18 protein-coding genes are annotated in these 25,609 nt (G+C 56.6%); 16 read left to right on the forward strand and 2 right to left on the reverse strand.

What is annotated here, in order from left to right; translation table 11 throughout:
• Positions 1–7 precede the first annotated feature (7 nt).
• The 13 genes from ACYVHX_RS29270 to ACYVHX_RS29330 all read left to right on the forward strand — a co-directional run bounded on the left by ACYVHX_RS29270 (position 8) and on the right by ACYVHX_RS29330 (position 21,361).
• On the forward strand, positions 8–3,463 hold the full coding sequence (locus ACYVHX_RS29270) for a SusC/RagA family TonB-linked outer membrane protein (RefSeq protein ID WP_460675273.1): 3,456 nt from the start codon (positions 8–10) through the stop codon (positions 3,461–3,463).
• A 20-nt stretch (positions 3,464–3,483) separates the two neighbouring features.
• Complete coding sequence (locus tag ACYVHX_RS29275; protein ID WP_460675274.1) at positions 3,484–5,130, forward strand: RagB/SusD family nutrient uptake outer membrane protein; 1,647 nt, start codon at positions 3,484–3,486, stop codon at positions 5,128–5,130.
• Positions 5,130–8,183, forward strand: coding sequence for a PVC-type heme-binding CxxCH protein (locus ACYVHX_RS29280; RefSeq protein WP_460675275.1), 3,054 nt, complete (start codon positions 5,130–5,132; stop codon positions 8,181–8,183). The genes ACYVHX_RS29275 and ACYVHX_RS29280 overlap by 1 nt, the downstream gene beginning before the upstream one ends.
• A gap of 15 nt (positions 8,184–8,198) precedes the next feature.
• On the forward strand, positions 8,199–9,530 hold the full coding sequence (locus ACYVHX_RS29285) for a neutral/alkaline non-lysosomal ceramidase N-terminal domain-containing protein (protein ID WP_460675276.1): 1,332 nt from the start codon (positions 8,199–8,201) through the stop codon (positions 9,528–9,530).
• A gap of 56 nt (positions 9,531–9,586) precedes the next feature.
• Entirely contained in the window at positions 9,587–10,417 is an 831-nt protein-coding gene (locus tag ACYVHX_RS29290) for a polysaccharide deacetylase family protein (RefSeq protein ID WP_460675277.1), read from the forward strand.
• Between the two features lie 294 nt (positions 10,418–10,711).
• Positions 10,712–11,887, forward strand: a complete 1,176-nt coding sequence (locus tag ACYVHX_RS29295; protein ID WP_460675278.1) for an aldose epimerase family protein — start codon at positions 10,712–10,714, stop codon at positions 11,885–11,887.
• A 78-nt stretch (positions 11,888–11,965) separates the two neighbouring features.
• Positions 11,966–13,903, forward strand: coding sequence for an SGNH/GDSL hydrolase family protein (locus ACYVHX_RS29300; RefSeq protein ID WP_460675279.1), 1,938 nt, complete (start codon positions 11,966–11,968; stop codon positions 13,901–13,903).
• A gap of 183 nt (positions 13,904–14,086) precedes the next feature.
• The gene (locus ACYVHX_RS29305; RefSeq protein ID WP_460675280.1) at positions 14,087–15,421 is read left to right on the forward strand and encodes a Gfo/Idh/MocA family protein; all 1,335 of its coding nucleotides are present in this window, start codon (positions 14,087–14,089) and stop codon (positions 15,419–15,421) included.
• A 162-nt stretch (positions 15,422–15,583) separates the two neighbouring features.
• Entirely contained in the window at positions 15,584–19,000 is a 3,417-nt protein-coding gene (locus tag ACYVHX_RS29310; protein ID WP_460675281.1) for a ThuA domain-containing protein, read from the forward strand.
• A gap of 87 nt (positions 19,001–19,087) precedes the next feature.
• Positions 19,088–19,822: a TIGR02391 family protein gene (locus ACYVHX_RS29315; protein WP_460675282.1), complete on the forward strand. Its 735-nt coding sequence runs from the start codon at positions 19,088–19,090 to the stop codon at positions 19,820–19,822.
• A gap of 134 nt (positions 19,823–19,956) precedes the next feature.
• The gene (locus ACYVHX_RS29320; protein WP_460675283.1) at positions 19,957–20,673 is read left to right on the forward strand and encodes a helix-turn-helix transcriptional regulator; all 717 of its coding nucleotides are present in this window, start codon (positions 19,957–19,959) and stop codon (positions 20,671–20,673) included.
• A gap of 56 nt (positions 20,674–20,729) precedes the next feature.
• The gene (locus ACYVHX_RS29325) at positions 20,730–21,161 is read left to right on the forward strand and encodes a VOC family protein (protein WP_460675284.1); all 432 of its coding nucleotides are present in this window, start codon (positions 20,730–20,732) and stop codon (positions 21,159–21,161) included.
• A gap of 20 nt (positions 21,162–21,181) precedes the next feature.
• On the forward strand, positions 21,182–21,361 hold the full coding sequence (locus ACYVHX_RS29330; protein ID WP_460675285.1) for a hypothetical protein: 180 nt from the start codon (positions 21,182–21,184) through the stop codon (positions 21,359–21,361).
• A gap of 38 nt (positions 21,362–21,399) precedes the next feature.
• Here ACYVHX_RS29330 and ACYVHX_RS29335 read toward each other — a convergent pair whose 3' ends face one another.
• Together ACYVHX_RS29335 and bla are read right to left on the reverse strand one after the other, a co-directional pair.
• Entirely contained in the window at positions 21,400–21,525 is a 126-nt protein-coding gene (locus ACYVHX_RS29335) for a hypothetical protein (protein ID WP_460675286.1), read from the reverse strand.
• A gap of 62 nt (positions 21,526–21,587) precedes the next feature.
• Positions 21,588–22,337 (reverse strand): subclass B1 metallo-beta-lactamase, encoded by a 750-nt coding sequence (bla, locus tag ACYVHX_RS29340; RefSeq protein WP_460675287.1) that lies wholly within the window; start codon positions 22,335–22,337, stop codon positions 21,588–21,590.
• A gap of 160 nt (positions 22,338–22,497) precedes the next feature.
• Here bla and ACYVHX_RS29345 point away from each other — a divergent pair, with 160 nt between their 5' ends.
• The 3 genes from ACYVHX_RS29345 to ACYVHX_RS29355 all read left to right on the forward strand — a co-directional run bounded on the left by ACYVHX_RS29345 (position 22,498) and on the right by ACYVHX_RS29355 (position 25,592).
• The gene (locus ACYVHX_RS29345; RefSeq protein WP_460675288.1) at positions 22,498–23,430 is read left to right on the forward strand and encodes a M20/M25/M40 family metallo-hydrolase; all 933 of its coding nucleotides are present in this window, start codon (positions 22,498–22,500) and stop codon (positions 23,428–23,430) included.
• 160 nt (positions 23,431–23,590) lie between these two features.
• A complete protein-coding gene (locus ACYVHX_RS29350; protein WP_460675289.1) occupies positions 23,591–24,601 on the forward strand; it encodes an aldo/keto reductase in 1,011 nt (336 codons plus the stop codon).
• A gap of 70 nt (positions 24,602–24,671) precedes the next feature.
• Entirely contained in the window at positions 24,672–25,592 is a 921-nt protein-coding gene (locus tag ACYVHX_RS29355; RefSeq protein WP_460675290.1) for a helix-turn-helix domain-containing protein, read from the forward strand.
• Positions 25,593–25,609: the final 17 nt, after the last annotated feature.

The raw sequence follows: 25,609 nt of genomic DNA on the forward strand, positions 1-25,609 counted from the left end.
TAAACCCATGAAAAAACAAATACCCCTGCTGCTGGTCCTGGTTCTGGGACTGATTCAGCCCGGTTGGGCCCAGATGCTGGCCAAAGCTCAGACAACGACCCGGCAACCGCAGAGTGTCCGGGCCGAAAACCGGCAGTTGAAAGAAACCCTGCGCGAGCTGAAGACCTTCTACAAGGTAGACATCCTGTTTTTTGACCGGATTGTGGATGGCTACGTGGTTTCAGCCGACGCCATTCGCTGGGACGACCAACTCGAAACCAACCTGGAAACCGTGTTGAAACCGTTCGGGCTGGCCTACAAAAAATCCCGGAACGGCGGCTACGTGATCACCGGGAAAGAGCCGCAGCGGAGGACGGATTTGCCCGCGGGCCGATTTCCGGAAACCACTCTCGCCCGCCCGCTCGAAAACCGCAAATCCGCCGAAACCCTAACGACGGATGCTCCAAACGCGGTAGCGTCCGAAAAACCGGCCGTTGCCGAAATCAACGTGCAGGGCCGCGTCACCGACGGCACGAAAGGCGACGAACTGCCGGGCGTCAGCATCGTGCTGAAAGGTTCGACGCGCGGCACCACCACCGACGGCAGCGGCACCTACCGGCTGGCCGTTCCGGGCCCGGAAGCCGTCCTGGTGTTCAGCTTTGTGGGCTACGAACCGCAGGAAGTGCTGGTGGGCGACCGCACCGAAATTAACGTGGGCCTCAAGCCGGACATCAAGGCGCTGAGCGAAGTGGTGGTGGTGGGCTACGGCGTGCAGAAGAAAACTTCGGTGACGGCGGCCGTATCGGCCATGAAAGGCGAGGAAATTGCCACGGTGCCGGTCACGAACCTGAGCAACAGCCTGGGCGGACGGCTGCCGGGCGTCATTGTCAAACAGGGCTCGGGCGAACCGGGGCGCGACGGATCCAACATCTACATCCGCGGTATTTCATCGACGGGCGCCAACCAGCCCCTGCTGATTGTGGACGGGATTCCGCGCAATTTTCAGCAGCTCGACCCCAACACGATTGACACCTTTACCATCTTGAAAGACGCAGCCGCCGTGGCACCCTACGGCGTTGCGGGCGCCAACGGGGTGGTGCTGGTGACCACCAAACGCGGCAAAACCGGAACGCCCACGCTGTCGTACAACGGCTATGTCGGTTTTCAGAATCCCACCGCCATGCCCAAATACCTGTACGGCTACGACTTTGCGGTTTTGAAAAACGCAGCTGCCCAGTACGCCGGTTTGCCGCTGCCGTATTCGGAAGAAGCCCTCCAGAAATTCCGGGACGGATCGGACAATGACGCCTATTCCACCGACAATTACGTGGATAGGCTGGTCAACCGAAACGCCACCATCACCACGCACAACATCGAGTTGTCGGGCGGGGCCGAACGCATCAAGTATTACGCCAGTTTGGGGTACCAGTACCAGGCCGGGATGTGGCCGTCGACCAAAAATCAGCGGTATAACCTGGCCATGAACCTCGACGCGCAGGTGACCAAAACCACGAAGCTTTCCTTTAACCTCAACGGTCGGCTCCAGCGCGCCCAGTATCCGTCGATTGGAACGTCGCGCATTTTCGAGTTGATCGGGTACGCCCACCCGCAAACCGGCCCGCTTTATTTCAGCAACGGCATGAACGGCACCTACGTCACCGGCAGTATTTACGACAGCGGGTACCAGAAAACCAACACCACGGCTTTGTATACGCAACTGTCGCTTGAACAGGAGATTCCGTTTATTCCGGGACTGGTGGCGAAGGGTACGATTGCCTACGACCCGTCGATGGTGATGGACAAAATCTGGATTACGCCGGTGCGCATGGCGAGTGTCAACACGGCGCAAAAACCGTACGTCTTTACCGACGGTATTTTCGGACAGGCCAAATCGTCGTTGAGTCAGAGTTACAACCAGACGCAGCAACTGACCTACCAGGCCAGCCTGAACTACACGCGCTCGTTTGGCAAGAGCACCATCGGGGCGCTGGGTGTTTTCGAGGCCAAAGCCAACGATGCGCTGGTGCTGGGGGCGACGCGCCGGAACTACAACCTGACCATCGACGAGCTGGACATGGGCAGCTCCAGTCAGGCCGATATGACCACCAACGGAACCTCCAACTACGCCCGGCAGATGGGCGTGGTCTACCGCGTCACGTACGACTACGCCGACAAATACCTGGTCGAAGCGAGTGGGCGGTACGACGGCAGCTATTTCTTTGCCCCCGAAAACCGGTACGGTTTTTTTCCGGCGTTCTCGCTCGGCTGGCGGCTGTCGGAAGAAAATTTTATCAAGCAGAATGTCCGCTGGATCGACAACCTGAAACTCCGGGGTTCTTACGGCGAAGTCGGGGCGCTGGCGGGCAGTGCCTTTCAGTACATGAGCACCTACAGCGTGGCGGGTCCGGCCTACGTCATCGGGGGTAACGCGGTTCAGGCAATTCGGGAGCGCAACCAGCCTAACCCGAACATTACGTGGGAACGGGCCAAGAAAACCGATGTCGGGATTGAAGCCACCTTGTGGAAGGGTTTGATTAACCTGGAAGCCGATTATTTCTACGAAAAACGCTCCAACATGCTCGTGAACCCCGATGTGGTGGTGCCCGCTGAGTACGGGATCGGGTTAAGCCAGGTCAATGCCGGAATCATGCAAAATCAGGGCATTGATCTGTCCATTGGGTCAACGTACCGGTTTGGTCAGGATTTGCGGGTGTCGCTGAACGGGAATTTCACCTACGCCAAAAACAAGCTGTTGCAGGTGTTCGAAGCGGCCGCGACCTACAACAACCTCAACCGCCGTCTGACCGGAAAACCGCTCGGCACGCAGTTTGGCTTTCAATCGCTGGGCTTCTTCCAGGTGTCGGATTTCGACGAAGCGGGGAACCTCAAACCCGGTATTGCGGTGCAGCCCTGGGGCAAAGTGCTGCCCGGCGACATTCGCTACGAAGACATCAACCAGGACGGCAAGATCAACGACGACGACCTGACGCAGATCGGGGATCCGGTGGCGACACCCCGCATCATTTATGGCATTGCGCCGAACGTGCAGTACAAGGGATTTACGCTGGATTTGTTGTTTCAGGGCGCGGCCAAGACCAATTTTTATTACCAGAACGATGCGGCCTGGGCATTTTTCAACGGCATGGGCGCCCTGGAGGATAACCTGGATTACTGGACGCCCGAGAACACCAGCGCCCGCAACCCGCGCATCACCTCGGCACCGACCACCAACAACACCCAGCGGTCGTCGTTCTGGATGGGCGACGCTAGTTATTTGCGGCTGAAAAGCGCGACGCTGGCCTATTCGATTCCGGCGGTGATTGCCCAACGGGTGAAACTGCAAAACGCGCGGGTGTTTATCGCCGGACAAAACGTGCTGACCTGGACGAAGATGCGGAATTTCGACCCGGAAGTGAGTGAAGTAAACGGGCGCAATTACCCGCAGCAAAAAGTGATTTCCGTTGGCCTGAACCTCACGCTTTAACCCTTACCGACCCACTCCTTATGAACCTGCATACCATTAGTTTCCCCGGCAGCAAGATCGTTTTGCTGCTGGCGGCCCTGGGAATTTTTTCCTGTAATGACTTTCTGGAAGTCATGCCCCGCGACCAGATTGCCGATGACCTTGTCTGGACGGATGCGGGCACCGCTGATCTTTTCCTGAACAACGTGTACTCGGGATTGCCCGGCCCGTTCAACACCTTCGATCCCTGGGAAAATTTTACCGACAACGCCATGAACGGCGTCAACGGCCAAACCAGCCGGGTTTTATACGCCAACTCGGTGTATACCCCCAGCAATTCCCCCCACTACTGGGCGCAGTACGCCAACATTCGGCGGGCCAATTTATTCATCGAGAAAGTAACGGCGTCAGGCCTGCCCGATGCCTGGAAGAAATCCAAGCTGGCCGAAGCCCGGTTTCTGCGCGCCTATTACTACCAACTGCTCTGGACGGCGCACGGGGGCGTACCGGTTATCACCAGCACCCTGAACCAGAACACGCAGGGCGACGAGATTTTCCGGGCGCGGAATACCGACGAGGAAACGTATAAATTCATTGTGGACGAATGCGCGGCCATTGCGGACGACCTGCCACTCAAGGCTGAAGGGGGCCGGGCTTCCCGGGCGTCGGCCCTGACCCTGAAAGGCTGGTGCGAGTTGTTCTGGGCCAGTCCGCTGAAAAACACCGCCAGCGACAAAGCCCGCTGGACGCTGGCAGCCGCAACCAACAAAAAAGTAATCGATCTGGGGTCGCACAGCCTGTTTGCGGATTACGAGAGTATGTTCTACGAAGGCAATAACAACAACGTCGAGGTGATTTTTGCCAAGCAGTACCTGGGCGGAACGGCACTGGGCAGTGGCCGCGAAGGCTTGCAGGGCCCCTGGATTGTGGGCGGGGTGCAACGGGCGTACGGCGGGGTGGATCCCACGCAGGAACTGGTGGATGAATACGCGATGGCGAACGGTTTGCCAATTTCGGACCCGGCTTCGGGCTACGATCCGCAAAAACCGTATGTGAACCGGGAGAAGCGGTTTTACCAGTCCATTGTGTACGATGGGTCGACCTGGGTGGGCGCCGAAATGGTCATGAAACAGGGCGTCGGTAGTCGGAATGCGACGGATTTGAGTAATACCAACGAGGCAACGAATACGGGCTATTACCTGCGGAAAGGACTGGATCCGAAATACACCGTCAACGGCAACCACCTGTTGAGCAGCGCCAGTTTTATTATTTTTCGTTTTGCGGAAGTGCTCCTGAGTTATGCCGAAGCCCAGAACGAAGCCGTCGGGCCGGATGCGTCGGTCTACGATGCGGTTAACAAGGTCCGGGCGCGTTCGGAATTGCCCGCCCTGAAAACCGGAATGACGCAGGCGCAGATGCGGGTGGCTATTCAGCGCGAACGGCGGGTCGAGCTGGCTTTCGAGGAAAAACGCTGGTATGATCTGCTGCGGCTGAAACTGGCGGAAAAGAACCTGAACGGGCCGATGCACGCCATGAAAATCGAACAGGTGGGCGGCAAGTGGACGTACACGGTCATTCCGGCACCGGACGGCGCGCGGACGTTCTTTGCGACTAAAAATTACCTGCTGCCGATTCCGCAGTCGGCCATGAACCAGAATGCAAAATTGACCCAAAACCCGAACTATTGATGCACGTGCGTGACAGGAAAATAAAACAGTGGCGTTTATACGGTTTTATCGCGGTTTTGGCGCTTGGGGCTTTTGCCTGCGAGAAAAAACCAGTTAGTTCGGGCATTTCGCCGGAAGAAGCCCTGAAAACGTTTGAACTCGAACCCGGTTTTCAGATCGAACTGGTCGCCAGCGAACCGCTGGTGGCCGACCCGGTGGCGATGGAAATCGACGAAAACGGGCGGTTTTACGTGGTGGAAATGCACGGTTATCCGCTCGACAAAAGCGGCACCGGAAAAATCAAACTCCTCACCGACACCAACGGCGACGGGCGCATGGACGAAAGCACGGTTTTTGCCGACGACCTGACGTTGCCCACCGGCATCATGCGCTGGAAAAAAGGCGTTCTGGTGACCGACGCCCCCGATGTGCTGTACCTGGAAGATACCGACGGCGACGGCAAGGCCGATGTGCGCGAAAAAGTGCTGACCGGTTTTGCGCTCTCGAATCCGCAGCACAACCTCAACAGTCCGCTGCTGGGGCTGGACAACTGGATTTACCTCGCCCACGAATCAGCGGTGACGACGCAGATCTACAAGGAGGAGTTCGGCGACCGGGGCGGTGACATTCTCTATCCGAAAAAACCGGATGGCGTCCGTTTGCCCGACAACGCCAGCGGGCGCAGTGTCCGGTTCCGGCCCGACCGCTTCGAACTGGAGCCGGTTTCGGGCAATACGCAGTTTGGCCATTCGTTCGATGCGTGGGGAAACCGGCTGCTGGTCAGCAACGCCAACCACGCCTACCACGAAGTGATTTCAACGCCCTACCTGCAGCGAAATCCGGATTTGCTGGTATCCAACGTCACGCAGTCAATTTCAGACCATGGAAACGCGGCCGAAGTCTTTCCGATTACCAAAAATGCGCAGTACCAGCTCCTGACGGATGTGGGCGTCATTACTTCGGCCTGCGGCATTACGCACTACCTCGGCGGGGCATTTCCGGCAAAATACGACAGCGTCACCTTCGTGGCCGAACCCGTCAGCAACCTGGTTCACTTCGACAAAATAACCGACAAAGGCGCCACGTTTACGGCGAGTCGGGTGCAGGCGCACCAGGAATTTCTGGCGTCGACGGATGCCTGGTTTCGACCGGTGAATATGTACATCGGCCCGGATGGAGCGCTGTATGTGGTTGATTACTACCGCCAGATCGTCGAGCATCCCGAGTGGATGGCCGAGGATGTGGTAAAATCCGGCGCGTTGTACAACGGCACCGATCAGGGACGCATTTACCGCATCACCCCCAAAGGCACGAAACCCGCGACCTGGAATAAGGACCTGCTGGGCAAGGCTACCAATGTGCAACTGATCGAAAAACTGGCGGAAAAGAACAGCTGGTGGCGTCGGCAGGCGCAGCGGCTGTTGCTGGATCGGGCAAGCCCGCAGGACGTAGCCGCGCTGGAGAAAATGGCCCAAAAACCGGACGCTCCGCTCGGTCGGCTTCACGCGCTCTGGACGCTGGAAGGCCTGGAGAAACTCCGCCCGGAATTGATCGCCACGGCCCTGAAAGACCCCGTTGCGGGCGTGCGGACCAACGCCATCAAACTCGCGGAACTCCATCTGAAAACCGCCCCGGCGCTGGTCCCGGCCTTGCTGGCGCTGCAAGCCGATCGCGATCCGAAAGTGCGGTTTCAGTTGCTGTGCACCCTGGGTTTTGTCGAAACGCCCGACGCGGCCACCGTTCGTCAGAAATTGCTCTTTGCGGATCTCAGCGACCCCTGGGTGCAAATTGCGGCTTTGTCGGCGCCGTCGTCGCAGAACAGTAATCTGCTCAAGGCGGTTTTGGCCCGATTCAAATCCGACGAACCCGCGTACGGTTCGCTGGTCGAGCGGCTCAGCGCCATGACGGGGGCGGGGCAGTCGCCGGCGACCATCCACGCCCTGTTACAAAAAGCCGTTACGCCCGTTTCGGCTGGATCGGAAACCTGGCAGCCGTCGCTGATCAAGGGCATCGCCCAGGGAATGAAACGGCGCGATGCCAAGCTGGATTCAAATTTTCAGGCCGAGCAGGACCTGCTGGTGCGGGCTTTTTTCGATCATTCGTCGGCGTCGGTGCGCTCGGCCTGTTTGCAGGTGTTGCAGGTGACCGGCCTCCCGGAAAATGCCCCCTCCACGGCAGCTCTGCAACGGGCGGCACAAACGGCGGGCGATGCCGGACAAACCCCCGAACGGCGGTCCGAAGCCATTGGTTTTCTGACGCTTCGGGAACCGGCCCGCCAACAGCCGCTGCTGAAAAAGCTGATGGCCCCGACCGAGCCGCTCTCGGTGCAGGTGGCGGCTTTGCAGGCGCTGAGTTCCATTCCCGACGAAACCGTCAGTCAGTATGTCCTGCAACAGTGGCCGGTGATGACGCCGGACATGCGCGAACCCGCCATTGCCACCTTTTTTGCGGGTTCCGAAAAAGTAAAACCGGCCCGGATCAAGCTGCTGCTGGATGCCGTCGAGCGGGGAACCATCGACCAGAACAGCATTGGCTGGCCGCGCAGCGTGGGCCTGATGGTCAGTTTCGACAAGCCACTGCGGGAGCGCGCCCGGGTGTTGCTGACGAAGCGGGACCAGCAGCGGGATGAAGTCATCAAGCAATACCAGACGTCGCTGGAGCTGCCTGCCGACGCCAAAAAAGGGATGCTGGTTTTTCAGCAGAACTGCGCGCTGTGCCACCAGATTGGCAACGCCGGGGGCGTGGCGTTCGGGCCGGATCTGGCCACGATTCGCAACCGGCGACCCGCGTCCATCCTGGGCGATATTCTGAACCCGAACCTGTCCATTGCCGACGGCTACGATTTGTGGACGATCAAACTCAAAAACGGCGAAACCATGCAGGGCCTGATTGCGACCGAAACGCCCACGGCCCTGACCCTGCGCAACCAGGGCGGACTGGAAACCACCATTGCCCGGCAGGACATTGAGTCGCTGAAAGCCATGAATATGTCGGCCATGACGGCCGGGCTGGAAAAACAGATCAACCCGCAGCAGATGGCCGATCTGCTGGCTTACATCCGAAAAGCGCAATAACCTAACCCCTTAACCATGTTTTATTCTAAAATTCTTAAAGCGGTTTTTCGCGTTTCAACCCGGTTTTTTCGGGTCGGGTTACTGCTCTTTCTCATCCTGGCCCAACGAAGCCCATCGACCGCTGCGGGGTTTCGGGCGGCCGTGGTGAAGGTCGATATTACGCCGGAAAACCACCAGATGCTGCTCGGGTACGGGGCCCGGAAATCGACCGGCGTGTACGATAAAATCTACCACCGCATTGTGGTGATGGACGACGGTAAAACGCAGTTCGTGCTGGTGTCGACGGATATCTGCCTGGTTTCGCCCTCCGAATACGACAAGATGGCGGCCCGCTTGAAAAAGCAACTGGGGATCGATCCACTGAATTTCTGGTGGAATTTTACCCACACGCACTCGGCTCCCGAAGTAGGGCCGCCCGGTTTGCCGTCCATTTTTCTGGGCGATCGGTACCAGCACCAGTACGATACGGGCTATACCGAAACGGTGGAACAGAAACTCCTTCAGGGCATTCAGGAAGCGCGGCAGAAACTCGTACCGGCCCGGTTGGGCGTGGGATGGGGACTGTCGCAGGCCAACATCAACCGCCGGGCCAAAGACATCGACGGCAAGGCCTACCTGGGCATGAATCCGGACGGCCCGGTGGATCGGCGGATTGGCCTGTTGCGGCTCGACAAAGAAGACGGCAGCCCGATTGCGCTGATTTCCAATTACGCCATTCACGGTACGGTAATGAGCGGGGCCAACCTGCTCATCAGTGGCGATGCGCCCGGTGTGGTGTCCGAATACGTCGAACAGAAACTCGGGGCGCCCCTGCTGTTCATCAACGGGGCGGCCGGCAATCTGGCTCCGATTTACAGCGTTTATCCGAGTCCGCAGGCCGGGAAACTTTCCCAGTTTCGGGTATTGCTGGGCGATAAAGTGCTGGAAGCAAACAAAACCATCACGGCAACAACGGCCGACGTGAGTTTGAAAGCCGGCGGATTGACCGTCGAAACACCCCGAAAACCGGAGCTGGGCTGGCCCAATGATCTGAAAGACTACACCCGGACCACCAAAGCGGGCGTCAAGCTGGTGAAGCTGCCCGTCCGGTTTTTGCAGATCAACGACGACATTGCCATCTGGAGCGCCCCGCTGGAATTGTTCTGCGAAATTTCCAACGAAATCCGCGACCGCTCCCCATTTCCGTATACCTTCTATTTTGGTTACGGCAACGGCTGGCTCGGGTACCTGCTGACGGAGGAGGAGATTAAACACGGCGGCTATGAGGTGACCGTGTCGCCATACACACCCGTTGCGGCCAAAGAGCTGACGGATTCCGTGGTGAATTACTTGCAGGGTAAAAAATGAAATGCGAAATCGGTAAGGCTTTGCAAACCGTACCGGTTTAAGACCTAATGACTCCCATGAAACTAAACTCTTTTACCAGGACAGCCGCCCTGTTGGGCGCAATTTTGAGCTTTTCATTCGCGACGGAAAGCGTTCCGGAAACCGCCAAACCGTCGGCGGCCCCCATCACCTGGCCGAACGGCAAGAAAGTGGCCGTCAGCCTGAGTTTTGACGATGCGCGCCTGAGCAATGTCGACGCCGGTACGGTTTTACTCGACCAGTACGGCGTTAAGGCGACCTTTTTTGTGGTGCCGGCGGCCGTCAAAAAGCGGCTGGAGGGCTGGAAAAAAGCCGTGGCCAGCGGCCACGAAATGGGCAACCATTCGGTCAATCACCCGTGCAGCGGCAACTTCGTCTGGTCGCGGGAAAAAGCGCTGGAAGACTACACCCCCGAGAAAATGCGGGCCGAACTCCTCGAAGCCAACAAACAGGTGCAGGAGTTGCTGGGCGTCAAGCCGGAGGTGTTTGCGTACCCCTGCGGGCAGATGTTCATCGGGCGCGGCCGGACCACCCAAAGCTACGTGCCGGTCGTGGCCGACCTGTTTCTCAGTGGCCGGGGCTGGCGCAACGAGGCCCCGAACGATCCGTCCTACTGCGATATGGCGCAGATTTACGGGATGGAAATGGACGGCAAGGAGTTTGGCGAAATCAAGGAGCTGATCGAAACCGCCCGCAAATCCGGCCAGTGGCTGGTGCTGGCGGGTCACGAAACCGCCGAGTCCGGCTCGCAGACGACCCGGCTGGCAATGCTGAAACAACTGTGCGAATACGCCAAAGATCCGGCCAACGGCGTCTGGATTGCGCCCATCGGGGAGGTTGCCAAATACGTTCAGAAACAACGAAAATAGAGATGGTAAGCATTCAGCCCCCGGTTTTTGACTGGGGGCCTGATTGGTTGTCGTCAGTTGAAACCGGTTTTCGGTATTCGGTATTCGGTTTTCGGTATTCGGTTTTCAGTATTCGGTATACGGGTTACGGTGTTCGTTATCCAATCGTCATTATTCACGGTTGAATCTAAAAACAAACGAACCCAGCCTGGCAATTGACCATCGAATATCGAAAACAGTTTCCCGTAAACTGAATACCGAAAACTGAAAACCGTAAACCGTATCCCGAAAACCGTATCCCTTAAAATCAAACGGATGAAGAAAGGAATGGGCCGCCTGGCCTTTTTTGGGTTGCTGGCGGGCTTTGTCAGTCTGGCTGGTCTTGTTGGGTTTTCGGGAAAAAACCGGGCTGAGAAGGCGCGAAAAACCGCTCCGCAAGGGGCGGAAATCCGGAAAGAAGCGTTTGGGCAGACCGCCGATGGCACACCGGTTTTTCTTTTTACGCTCGATAACAAAAAAGGCATGGTCGTGAAAATCACCAATTTCGGCGGTACCATTACCTCGATTGTGGTCCCGGATAAAAACCGGCAGCCCGGCGATGTGGTGCTGGGTTTCGGGAACTTAGCCGGTTACCGCTCCGGTCAGCCGTACCTGGGCGCCTTGCTGGGACGCTACGGCAGTTTTATCAGCCACGGGCGGTTTTCCATCGACGGAAAGGAGTACAAGCTGGCGACCAATGCCGGAACCAACCACCTGCACGGCGGCACGACCGGGTTTGATAAAAAAGTCTGGCAGGCCCGGGAAATCCAGTCCGGACCGGAGGCTGGCTTGCAACTGAGCTACCAAAGTCCCGACGGCGAGGAAGGCTTTCCCGGCCAACTGGACGCGACCGTGACGTTTACGCTCAGCGCCCGCAACGAACTCCGCATTGATTACGAAGCCCGGACCGATAAAAAAACGCCCGTCAACCTGACGCACCACAACTATTTCGACCTTTCGGCGGGGCAAAGCGCGACGATTCGGCAGCACGAAGTCCGCATTGACGCCAATCGGTACGTGGTGATGAACTCGAAAATGGTGCCTACCGGCGAACTCCGCGCCGTGAACAACACTGCCCTGGACTTCAGGAAACCCACCGCCATCGGGGCGCGGCTGGACCAGTTGCCCGGTGCCTACGACCATAATTTTATCCTGAATCATCCGGACGACGGGAAGCTGCGGCTGGCGGCTACGGTTTTTGAGCCGAACAGTGGGCGGTTTCTGGAAGTTTCCACCACCGAACCCGGCCTGGAACTGGCCACCGCAAACTGGCTGAATGGCAAGCTGAACGGGAAACAAAACCGGTCGTATGCCAGTCAGGCCGGTTTTCTGTTGTACCCGCAGCACCTGCCGGATTCGCCCAACCAGCCCTCGTTTCCATCCACGCTCCTGGAACCGGGCAAGGTGTATCGCCAGACGACGGTTTACCGGTTTTCGGCCAAAAAAAGCTAAATCGTGACCTGAAAACCGCCGGGCTGAGTAGAAAACGACGCGGGAGATCTTCCGAATTTAAGTCGATGTTCCCTTCCCATGCGCCTTTTCCTCATCACCTTCAGCTTTTTTTGGATCGTATCTTCTGCGGTTTTGCGGGCTCAGACCACCGAAACAGTTTCGCCCTGGCACAGCTTTGAAAAAGTAGAATTCAAGCTTCACGGCGTTCCGGCGCGCTACATCAAACCCCGAAAACCCCTGCCGGGCAATCCGTGGGTCTGGCGGGCCCATTTCCCCGACTGGCACGTCGAGATGGACAGCATTCTGCTGGAACGCGGTTTTTACATTGCTTACCTCAATACCAACGACCAGTACGGCGCGCCGAAAGCCATGCTGGCCTGGGACGATTTTTATGAGTACCTGGTTTCCGTAAAAAACTTTGCGCCGAAGGTGGCGCTGGAGGGCGTCAGCCGGGGCGGGTTGTACGTTTACGGCTGGGCCAAACGCAATCCCGAGAAAGTCAGTTGCATCTACGCCGAAGCGCCGGTTTGTGATTTCAGAAGCTGGCCGGGCGGCAAAGGCCAGAGCAAGGGCGACGCCAAGTCGTGGCAGCAACTGCTGGCGGTCTACGGTTTTTCGGAGCAGCAGGCGCTGGATTTCACCGATCAGCCCATGGATAACCTGGCCGGGCTGGCGGCTTACAAAGTGCCGATTCTGCACGTTATCAGCCTGAACGACAAGCTGGTGCCGAACGCCGAAAACACCTTTCCGCTCGTCGAGCAGTATCAGAAACTGGGCGGCCCAACGACGGTGTACGCCATGTCGCGGGGGGCGCAGACGCTGGAAGGGCACCATTTCCCGATCGAACACCCGGACTGGTGGGCCGATTTCATCCAGCGAAATTCGTACCCGGTGCAAAAACCGCTGAGCCAAAAACCGTATGTGCAAATCCGGAACGGTTTGCCGAATGCGTACCGGGCCATGACGGAGCAGAAAAAGGCCACGGTGGCGTTTCTGGGCGGTTCCATTACGCACAACACCGGCTGGCGCGACAAGGTGAGCCAGTATTTGCGGGAGCGGTTTCCGCAAACCGGGTTTACGTTTATTCAGGCTGGCATTCCGTCGCTGGGGAGTTTGCCGCACGCCTTTCGGGTGGAGCAGGATGTGTTGAGCAAGGGTAAAATTGACCTGCTGTTTCTGGAAGCCGCCGTCAACGACCGCACCAACGAAACCGACAGCCTGACGCAGCTCCGGGCGTTGGAAGGCATCGTGCGGCACGTCCGCGCGAGCAATCCGGCGGTGGACGTGGTGCTGATGGGCTTTGCCGATCCGGACAAGTTTGGCGATTTCCGGCAAAATAAAAAACCGGTCGAGCTGGCCAACCACGAGCGGGTGGCCGCCCATTACGGACTGCCCTCCATTGATCTGGCCCGCGAAGTGTACGACCGGATGGCCGCCCGCGAGTTTTCCTGGGAGTTCGATTTCAAGGACCTGCACCCTTCGCCGTTTGGGCAGGAGCTGTATTTCCAGACGATCAAATATTTGCTGAATGAAAGTTTCCGGGAAGCCACAACCGGAAAACCGGCCGCCGGGACGGCTCCGCTGGTGCGCGGCAGTTTTGAACGCGGCCGCTATGTCGCCATTCAGGAAGCAAAGCTCGGCAGCGGCTGGACGCTGGTCGAAAACTGGAAACCGGCGGACAAGGTCGGTACCCGGGCCGGTTTTGTCGACCGGCCCATGCTGGAAACCACCACTCCGGGAGCCACGCTGACGCTGAATTTTACCGGCACCGCCGTCGGCCTGGCCATCGTGTCGGGGCCGGACGCGGGCGAGATCGAATACCGCATCGACAACGGCCCGTACCAGAAAATGGACCTGCAAACGCAGTGGAGTCAGCAGCTGCATCTGCCGTGGTACAAGCTGTTCGCCAGTGATTTGTCAGCTAAAAAACACCGCCTGCACCTGCGCATGGCGGCCACTAAAAACCCCAAAAGCGCTGGGACTGCCTGCCGAATTGTGTATTTTCTGGCGAATTGATCGGCTTCCTGCCCCCTGATGAAAGGCAGGGCTATAAAAAATGCCCTCTTTCTTTCCCGAAACCGTACCGCGCCAGGATGTTTAGCCAGAAGTGGAGGTTTGAAAACCGGGTCCGGGGAAGGGATAAAGTAAATCGGGGCGGTTTTGCGCTTTACCTGGAAAATCAAGTTTCTCCAAACCCTCATGGAAAAAGAACCTTTCAGCGCCTTGTCCCGGCGTAAATTCATCGGACAGGCCTCCGCAGCGCTGACCGCCTTTACGATTGTTCCCCGGTATGTGCTGGGCGGTCGGCGGTCCGACGGTTCGGGCTACCGGGCCCCGAGCGACATCATCAACCTCGGTTTCATCGGAACCGGCAAACAAAGCCGGGGTCTGGCGCGTAATTTTCTGGCTACCGGCGAAACCCGCATTCTGGGGGCCAGTGAGGTGTATAAAGCCAAAAGGGATCTATTCATTGAGAACGCCAAAACCTATTATGCCAGCGAAGACGGTAAAAAAGCCAAAGGCAACGTGACGGACATTCAGGCGTATCCGGACTTCCGGCAACTGCTCGAGCGGAAGGAAATTGATGCCGTGGTGATTGCCGCGCCCGACCATTGGCACGCGGTGATGGCCGTGAAAGCCGCCGAAGCCGGGAAAGATGTGTACTGCGAAAAACCGCTGGCGCTGACCATCCGGGAGGGCCGGGCGATGGTGAACGCCACCCGCAAAAATAACCGGGTGTTCCAGACCGGCAGCATGCAGCGCTCGTGGCCCGAATTCCGGCAAACCGCCGAACTGATCCGCAACGGCTATCTGGGGGAGATCAAGCACATCAAGGTAAACGTGGGCCCTCCGCCGAAAAAGTACGATCTGCCCGCCGAACCCATTCCGGAAGGACTGGACTGGGCGATGTGGCTGGGTCCCAACGAGCCGGTTCCCTTTAATTCCGAGCTGGCTCCGCCGATCTCGAAAGACGTGTTTCCCAACTGGCGGAATTACAGGGAGTTCGGGGGCGGCATGGTGACCGACTGGGGCGCGCACATGTTCGATATTGTGCAGTGGGCGCTGGATAAGGACGATACCGGCCCGGTGGAGGTGATTCCGCCGGACGGCCGGGACCACAAATTCCTGACTTACCGCTACGACAACGGCATTACGATGACCCACGAACCCTGGGAGTGGAGCAACGCCATCCAGTTTGTCGGTTCGGAAGGTACCCTGAACATCCAGCGGAAAAAACTGGAAACCACTCCCGTGGCGCTCGCAACCAAAGTGATTGGCCCGGATGAAAAGCACGTTTACCACAGCGAGAACCACTACAAGGACTTTCTGGACGCGATGCGGAAACGCAGCAAACCGATCTGCGATGTGGAAATCGGCCACCGCACGGCCTCGGTCTGCACCATCGGCAACATCGCCTACGCCTTGAAACGTCCGCTGGAATGGAATCCGAAAAAAGAGCAGTTCAAAAAAGACAAAGACGCCAACGCGATGCTGGAGCGTTCCCTGAAAAGCGAATGGGCGATTAAACTGTAAGCGGAGAAAAACCGCTTCCGGTTTCTGGGTATCAACGAAATTTTTACCAGCCCACGGCTCGGTCGCCCTGGCGATTAAGCCGTGGGCTGAATAGATCCGCTTATCGGTTTTTTACGAACGGTTTTAACCGTTTACTTTACCTGAATTTTTACCCCTCACTGTATGCTAACCTCGATGAAAACCGGGTCGATTGCCACCGCCCTGCTGGTGACGGCTGCGACGGCCTGGAGCTTTTACGGCTGCAAATCGCCCCAGGCGGCAGCCAGCCAGTCGCCAAACCCAGCGGCACCGGAAACCGTGGCTGCGGCCCCGGCGCCGAAAGTGCCCCGCATTCTGGTGTTCTCACGGACCAAAGGCTTTTACCACGAATCGATTCCGACCGGTATTGCGGCTTTGCAGAAGCTGGGTAAGGAAAACGGTTTTCGGGTGGATACGACCAAGAGCGGGGCGTATTTTGTGCAAGACAGCCTGAAAAATTACAGCGCCGTGGTGTTTCTGAGCACCACCGGCAACGTGCTGAACGCCGATCAGCAGGTGGCCTTTGAACGCTACATTCAGGCCGGGGGCGGTTACATGGGCATCCACGCAGCCGCCGACACCGAATACGACTGGCCCTGGTACAACAAACTGGCCGGCGCGTACTTCCTGCACCATCCCAAACAACAGAAGGCCGCCATCGACGTGGTCGACAAAAATCACCCCTCGACGAGCTTTCTGCCCGACCGCTGGGAGCGTTTCGACGAACTCTACAGCTACAAAAGCATCAACCCCGATGTGAAAGTACTGGCGAAGCTGGACGAAACGACGTACGAAGGGGGCCGCAACGGCGACAACCACCCGTTTGTCTGGTATCACGAGTTCGACGGTGGGCGCGCGTTCTACACGGGCGGGGGCCACACGAACGAAAGTTTCAGCGAGCCGCTGTTTGCGCAGCACCTGCTCGGGGGGTTGAAATACGTCATCGGCGCTAACAAAGACCTCGATTACGCGAAAGCGTACGCCGTGAAAACGCCGGACGAAACCCGGTTTGTGAAAACCGTCCTGTCCAACGACCTCAACGAGCCGATGGAACTGGCCGTGGCGCCCGATGGGCGGGTGTTTATGGTGGAGCGGACCGGCAAGTTTTACCTGTATGACCCGAAAACCAAAAGCACGAAGCTGGTCTACGATTTTCCGGTCAAAGCCGTGGAGAAGTATCTGAACGGACTGCTGGGCATGACCATCGACCCGAATTTTGCCAAAAACCACTTCCTGTATTTCTTCTACACGATTCAGGCTGGCGAGCAGACGAAGCAGCGCATCGGGCGGTTTGTGATGAACGACGACGGCACGCTGGATCTCAAATCCGAAAAATCCATCATCGAGTTTCCGATTGATCTGGAGGTGAGCGCGCACACCGGCGGGTCGATGGCCTGGGACAAACACGGCAACCTGTTTATTTCGACGGGCGACAATACCGTGCCGTTTGAGTCGAGCGGTTTTTCGCCCACCGACTGGCAGGCCGGCCGACTGACATTTGATGCGGCCCGTTCGGCGGGAAATACGAACGATCTGCGCGGTAAAATCCTCAGGATTCATCCCGAAGCGGACGGTTCCTACACCATTCCGGACGGGAATTTATTTCCGAAAGGCACGGCCCAAACCCGGCCGGAGATTTACGTAATGGGCTGCCGGAACCCGTACCGGATTTCGGTCGACCCGGAAACGTCGGTTGTTTACTGGGGGGAAATCGGTCCGGATTCGGGCACCGACGGCCCGCAGGGACCGCGCGGCTACGACGAGTTCAACCAGGCCAAAAAAGCCGGAAATTTCGGCTGGCCGTTTTTCGTCGGCGACAGCAAACCGTATAAAGCTTACGATTTTGCGACCAAAACCGTGGGGATCGAGTTTGATCCGAACGCGCCGGTGAACAATTCACCGAACAACACCGGTTTGAAAAACCTGCCGCCGGTGACGAAGGCGATGGTCTGGTATCCGTACAACAAATCGACCGAATTTCCGGAACTCGGAACGGGCGGTCGGTGCGCGATGGGCGGGCCGGTGTACCACTTCGACGCGAGTCTGCAATCGGACGTGAAACTGCCGCAGTACTACGACAAGGCGCTGTTCATGTACGACTGGATGCGAAACTGGGTCTACGCCGTGCGGCTGGACGACAGCCAGAACTACAAACGCCTGGAAGCGTTCATGCCGCAGCGGGGCGATTTCCGGCGGCCGGTCGATCTGGAAATTGGGCCGAAAGGCGAAATTTACATGCTTGAATACGGTTCGGTCTACGGTATTGACAATGAGGATGCCCGGCTGGTCAAAATCGAGTACAATCCCGGCAACCGCAGCCCGGTTGCCCAGGTTGCGGCCCGCGATACGATTGGTCTGGCTCCGTTGAAAGTGGCCTTCAGCAGCCGCCGGAGTTACGATTTCGACGAGGACGACAAGCTGGCGTATGAATGGCGGTTTGAAGGCAATCAGGTTGGCTCGACCGAAGCGAATCCGACCTACACCTTCCAGAAAAACGGAATTTACAAGGCCACGCTGAAAGTGACCGACCCGGCGGGCGCCAGTTCGGTGGACACGCTGGAAATCAAGGTGGGGAACACGCTGCCGCAGGTGGCTATTGCCACCACCGACAACAGCACCTTCTTTTTCGCCGACCAGACGCCGTTTAAATACGCGGTTGATGTGAAGGACAACGAGGACAAAATGATTGACAGGAAAAAGGTGAAAGTGGCGCTGAACTACATCCCGAAAGTGGCCGGGAACGAGCCGCTGGTGGGGCACCAGCAGATTACGAGCACCTTTAACCTGGGCAAAAACCTGATGCAGGGCAGCGACTGCAAAGCCTGCCACCAGATCAACGGCAAATCGGTCGGACCGGCGTTTATGGAAGTGTCCAAAAAATACCGGGGTGACAAAACCGCCCTGACGCGGCTGGCCAACAAGGTGATCACCGGCGGGGGCGGGGTCTGGGGTGAACACGCCATGAACGCCCACCCGCAATTGTCGAAGGAGGATGCCACCGAGATTGTGAAATACGTGCTGGCGTTGTCCATCACGCAGCCGGACATGACGCTGCCGCAGCAGGGCGCAACGGTGTTGAAGGAACACGTCGGCAAGGAGCAGACGGGGCGCTACATTCTGTCGGCTTCGTACACCGACAAGGGCGGGGCCATTACGCCCCTGACGACCAGCCAGAGCCTGATGCTGCGTCCGGCAAAAGTGATGGCCGGAGAAGCCGACGAGCTGTACAACATGAACCGCCAGCGCGGGCGGCTGGGTGCGAGCCGCAACAAGGCGTATTTCGTGCTGAAGGGTGTAGACCTGAAAGGCATCCAGAAGCTGACGTATCAGGTGGCTTCGAAAGACCACGACGGCACGATCGAGGTGCATACCGGATCGGCGAAAGGCCCGGTGATCAGCACGGTGAACTACACGGCCACCGGTGCCTGGAACAAAACCGCCGAGCTCAGTGCCCCGATCCAGAACCCCGGCGGCAAGCCGGATTTATACTTCGTGTTTGTGAAAGATGATCCGAAAGCGGAGAATATCGGGGGTGTAAGTTGGGTAGAGTTTGGAAAGTAAGGTAGTAGTTGAAAAGCCACCGTAATTTTTAGTTACGGTGGCTTTTTGATTTTGGCTTAAGCAACTACACTTTTTAATCTAATTTATATGCTGGATGTAAATTATAAGTATATCGCGATTCAGGTAGGAGATATTTTAAAATATTCAACTTCTGTTAATGAAATAGACCGAATAGGTCAATCAATATTAAATATAGATAAAGAGAATTTCCCAAACAGTTCAATTACTTCAATTAGAGCAAAAACCCTATATGACTGGATTATGTCGCTTTCTATAGCATCTCTTGATGCTTCAGAGCGAGTAAAAAGACTTATTAGGTTTTCTCTTGAATTAACACCAGAGGAATATAAAATTTCAACAATCGATTTTTTAGAGAAAAATAATTGCCCTTATAATCTTGTTTATAAAGATAGCCTAGATGAATTTGTCAGGCGTAACTTTCACTCAGAAGTAGTAAAGCATTCACAAAAGTTATTTATCCAAAGAAATTATTTTCATTCTGTTTTTGAATCAATAAAGGCTTATAATAAAGACGTTAAAGAGAAATCTAAAAGTGAAAAGGATGGACAAGCCTTAATGCTAAACGTTTGGGGATGCGATAGTGGTGTCTTGAAGATAACTGCATGTCTAACACAAACTGATAAAGATTACCAAGATGGCATAAAATTCATTTCTGGTGGACTTATGAGTGCGATTAGAAATCCCACTTCACACGAGCCGGCATTATTGTGGCCTATCGATAAACAAGATTGTTTGGATATATTGAGCCTCATTTCTTTCTTGTATAGACAACTGGATAAATCAGTTTATTTTAAAGCCTAAAAAATGGTAAAGCTTTAATCTTGAGTTTTAAATTAACCTATGTGCTTAAATTTTAGCTTAGTGGCAGCTAGTTTTTAATTTTAAACAAAATAATCATTAAATCGAAGGACTATTTAGATTAATGAATAGCCTGCATGCACGACCACGAAACCACCCGGCTTTCCCGGTTGACGGCCATCCTGACGCAGTTGCAGACCAAACGGCTGATCACGGCTACGGCGCTGGCGGCTAAATTTGGCGTCAGCGTACGGACCATCTACCGCGACATCCGGGCGCTCGAACAATCCGGTGTTCCCATCGTGACCGAAGAGGGCAGGGGCTACAGCCTGATGGAAGGCTACCGGCTGCCGCCCGTCATGTTCACGGAAAGCGAAGCCAACGCCCTGATTACGGCGGAAAAGTTTGTGGTCAAAAACCGGGATGCCTCGTTTGTCAGTGAATACACGGCGGCTATCGAAAAAGTAAAGGCGGTTTTGCGGCACAGCACCCGGGCGAACACCGAACTGCTGGCCAGCCGCATGGTCGTGAGCCAGAACAACACCCACGACCGCACCAGCCACCACTTGGCCGACCTGCAGTTGGCCCTGACCAATTTTAACCTCACCCGCATTGCCTACCAAAAACCGGATGCTTCCGCCCCCTCGGAGCGGTTCGTTGAGCCGTTTGCGCTGTTGAACACGCAGGAAAACTGGCTGCTGCTGGCCTGGTGTCGGCTGCGGCAGGGTTTCCGGCTTTTCCGGCTGGACCGCATCCGGAAGCTGGACGTGCTCGGCGAGAAGTTTGAGCCCCACCCCATGACGTTGCAAGAATTTTTTGACCATTCGCAAAAACCGGACAGACCCCTGACATAGGGCTGTCACCGGGCCGGTTTACCTTTGTTGCATCAATCACGTAAAACACAACCCAAATGGAATCAACGGGAAAATTTCGCGGAATGGCCAACGTCAGTTACTGGGCCGAAGATGTCAAGAAAGCGCGTCAGTGGTACACGGACGTGTTCGGAATCGAACCGTATTTCCAGCGCCCGACGACCGAAAATCCGGCGTATATCGAATTTCGGGTGGGCGATTATTTGCACGAAGTGGGCATCATCGACCAGAAATACCGCCCGCAGCCTGCCGCCGACGGCCCCGGTGGCGCCATTCTCTACTGGCACGTCGATGACATTCAGCCGGCGCTGAACCGGCTTTTGGCCCTGGGCGCAACGGCGTACCAGCCCGTTACCGAACACGGCGAAGGGTTTGTCACGGCCGCCGTGGTCGATCCGTTTGGCAATGTGCTGGGCATCATGTACAACCAGCATTACCTGGATATGCTGACTTCGATCTCGGCCCACTAATCACCAAGCCGAGCGGCACCGTGGAAACCAACAAAGGAGTCGACGTTTTTTACGCCCAAAACCGCACCGAATGGCGGCAGTGGCTAGCGGAGAATGGGCAGTCGAAAAAACAAATCTGCCTGATCATCTACCACCAAAAAAGCCGGACGCCGGGTGTTTCTTACCATGAAGCGGTGGAAGAAGCGTTGTATTTTGGCTGAATCGATTCGCTGACCAACAAACGGGACGGCGAAAGCACCTACCAGCGGTTTTCGCCCCGCAAACCGACCAGCCACTGGAGCAAAAGCAACCGGGAGCGGGTCGAGCGGCTGACCCGGGGCGGTTTTATGACGGAACACGGACAAAAGCTGATCGACTTCGCCAAACAGAACGGCAAAGGGGAAACCGCCCCGCCGGACTAGGATTCAAAACCGGCGGGCGGTTTAATCACCGTTTGGGAGCCGCGTGTTTTTCGAGCAACCGCAGGGTGTGTTCCAGCGCTTTGGTGTCGGTCCATTCCTCGTGGCCGGGCACCACAATTTTTGCCGACCCAAACTGGTTCATCACGCGCCGGATCGAATTCGGCCATTCTTTCAGGTTGGCGTCGCCGACGAAGCCCATGCCGAACGTCGCCACGCTCTTGACCAAACAACCACCGTGCAAAATCTGCTGATTGGGGAGCCAGACCACAAGGTTGTCGCTCGTGTGGCCTGCGCCCGGAAAATAACACCGGATCGGTTCCTGACCAATCGTAAAGGTCGTGTCGTTCGGCAGGAGGGCTTCGGGCGCTTCGTACCCCTCTTGTATTGATTTTTGGGCCGTCAGCGGGGTGCCGACGACCCGGACCCCGGCTTTTCGGAGTTCGCCGACTCCGCCCACCCGGTCTCCGTGGGCGTGGGTGACAATGCAAAGCCGGACGGGTTGGCGCAGACTATCCTTCACCCACTGGAGCAACTGCCGGGTGTTGTCGGTATTGCCACCGGTATCCCAGCCCGTATCGACCAGAACAATGCCATCTTTTGTTTTGATAATGAGTCCGTTGGAGGGTACGCTCTCGTTTTGGTAGAGCCCGTACGTCGTGTGGACGAACACCCGATCGTTGAGGGGCGTCACCACCAGTCTGGGTTTCGGGGGCGTTTGGGCGCGGGCAAAACCGGGGAGCAGGAGCGCAAGCAGGAGGGGCGTCAGAATACGCATGGGTCGGAGGTGAACAGGTTTGCCAATGAAAAAGCCGGTGGGTGGCGTGTCGGGCAAAATTGCAAAATAGTTTCCTATTTACCGTACAGACGCGGGGAATCGCGCTCCAAAGGCCCCGGAACGAAACACAGAAACCGCAAAAACCGCTACTTTTGCGGGCATGAACAACCGCCTATTTGCCTTCCTGCTTTTTCTGACGACCCCGCTGCTGGCGCAGGAACCCTCAGCGGACCGGATTCAGAAACACATCGTAAAACTGGCTTCGGACAACATGAAAGGCCGGGGGACGGGCAGTCGCGAGAACGCCAAAGCCGCGGCCTACGTCGCCCGGCATTTCCGGAGGTACGGCCTGAAACCGCTGGGCGAAGACGGTTTTTACCAGCGGTTTCAGGCCCGGGTCCGGCGCGTGGTAGTGCCCGACAGCCTGCGCAAAGCCGCCAACGTCATCGGTTTTCTGGACAACGGCGCCACCAACACCATCATCATTGGTGCGCATTACGACCACCTGGGAACGGGCAATCAGGGCAGTTCGCTGGCGGAAAAACCGCAGGGGCAGATTCACAACGGTGCCGACGACAATGCCTCGGGCGTGGCCGGTTTACTCGAACTGGCGCAGTATTACGCCAAAAATGACGTGAAAGAACCGTACAACTTCCTGTTTATGGCGTTCGGCGCCGAGGAACTGGGTTTGCTGGGTTCGCGCCACTTCCTGAACCACCCGACGCTACCGCTGGACCGCCTGAATTTCATGATTTGCATGGATATGATCGGCCGGTATGATCCGAACCGGGGCGTGGGGATTGGCGGCTACGGCACCGCCGACGCCTGGCCGGCGGTTTTCAGGGACGTAACGGCGGGTGTCAAGTTTTTTACCGACCGGGCCGGAAATGGCGGCTCCGATAACGCGGCTTTCTACGCCCGGCAGATTCCCGTCTTGTTTTTTCACACCGGCGGCCACCCGGATTACCACAAACCGGGGGACGATCCCGAAAAAATCGACGCCAAAGCCGAGGAGGAGATTCTGAAGCTGGAAATCAGGCTGATCGATAACACCATGAAACTGCCCAAAATGACGTTCACGCCGGTAAAATAAGGGATGAAAGAAACCGACGGGTGGATGGGCCGGTTTTAGTTCACGCCCGTCGCGGGCTCCCGGCCCCGTTTTGGCTACAAGAACAAGAGATTAGGCTACTTTTTTGCTGCCGTGATGGCGGACCTTTGTGTCGTTCCTTTTAAAACAAAACAGACACATCATGAGTCGTATTGAAACAACGAAGCTAGGCAGCCAGGGACTGGTAGTTCCCAGAATCGGGCTGGGCTGCATGGGCATGACCACCATTGCCGGGGCGGATATTTACGGAAAAGCCGACGAAGCCGAATCCATCGCTACCATTCACCGCTCGCTCGAACTGGGCGGCAACTTTCTGGATACCGCCGATCTCTACGGCCCGATGCTGAACGAACGGCTGGTTGCCAAAGCCATCAGAGGCAACCGCGATCAGTACATTCTTGCCACCAAATTCGGCTTTGAAATCGATGACAACGAGCAACTGACCTGGCGGATCAACGGCCAGCCGGATTACGTCCGAAAATCCATTGAGCGTTCGCTCAAAAACCTGGGTACGGACTACATCGACCTGTATTACCTGCACCGTCAGGACCCCAACACGCCCATCGAAGAAACCGTGGGCGCCATGGCCGAGCTGGTTCGGGAGGGGAAAGTGCGGTATATTGGGTTGTCGGAGGTGTCGGCGGAAACCATCCGCAGGGCGCACGGTGTTCACCCGATAACGGCGGTGCAAACCGAGTATTCATTTTTTGAACGCAGCGTGGAAGAAAACGGCATTGCCGACGTCCTGCACGAACTCGGAATCGGGTTTGTGGCTTATTCGCCGGTGGGTCGCGGTTTTCTGACGGGCGCAATCCAAAGCCCGGATGATTTTCCGGCGGACGATTTCCGGCGCAGCATTCCGCGGTTTCAGGGTGAGCAGTTCTATAAAAACATCGAGCTGGTCAACGAGATCAAAAAACTGGCCGGGGAGAAAGGCGTTACGGCCCCGCAACTGGCGATTGCCTGGGTGATTTCCAAGGGATTTGTGCCCATTCCGGGTACCAAGCGCGTTCAGTACGTGGAGGAAAACAGCGCGGCAACCACCATTAGCCTGAGTCCGGCCGAACTGGCGAAACTGGAAGCCATCGTGCCGGTGGGTCTTTCGGTGGGCGACCGCTACGATGCCACCGGAATGGCGCTGGTGAACCCGTAAAACAGAAAACCGAGCCGCTAAAACCGTTCCTTCGGGCGGTTTTAGCGGTTTTTATAAACGCAGATTCGTGATGAAAAAACCGCCCCCGGCTCCCTACCTCATCAATTCCGTTTCCGAGTTGCACCGCCTGCTGGCCCTCCCTAAACCGGAACATCCGCTGGTGAGCGTGATCAATCTGAGCGAAACCCACTGCTTTCCCGATGAGGTCCTGAAAAGTTTTGTGTACAACTTTTACTCGATCTGCATCAAGAAAGATTTCAAGGGCAAAATTAAATACGGGCAGAGCTATTACGATTTCGACGAAGGCGTCATGACGTTTTTCTCGCCCGGTCAGGTCATTTCGACCATCACGGCGGACGATGCCGCTGTGAACGGCTGGTGGCTGGTTTTTCATCCGGATTTTATCCGCAATTACGCCCTGGCCCGCGCCATCAAAAACTACGGTTATTTTTCGTACGCGGTCCACGAAGCGCTGCACGTTTCCGAAAAAGAGGAAACGATGATTGCCGGCATGATGAAGAACATCGCGCAGGAGTATCATTCGGTCATCGACGGGTTTAGTCAGGATGTGATCGTTGCGCACATCGACCTGCTGCTCAACTACTGCAACCGGTTTTATAACCGGCAGTTCATCACCCGAAAAAACGCCAGCAATGACCTGCTGGTTAAACTGGAAACCCTGCTGGCGGACTATTTTGACGGCGATAACGTGCAGGAACTGGGCCTGCCGACTGTTCACTATATCTCGGAAAAACTGGCGATTTCGCCCAATTATTTAAGCGACATGCTGCGGTCGTTAACGGGCCAGAGCACGCAGCAGCACATTCACAACAAATTGATCGAAAAGGCGCAGGAAATCCTGACTACCACCTCCTTATCCGTCAGCGAAATTGCCTACCAGCTCGGTTTTGAACACCCGCAATCGTTCAGCAAACTGTTTAAAAACAAAATGAACGTTTCCCCGCTTGAATTCCGGCAGTCGTTCAATTAAACGATCGTAACAGGTTG

This window comes from Larkinella ripae (assembly GCF_054780775.1).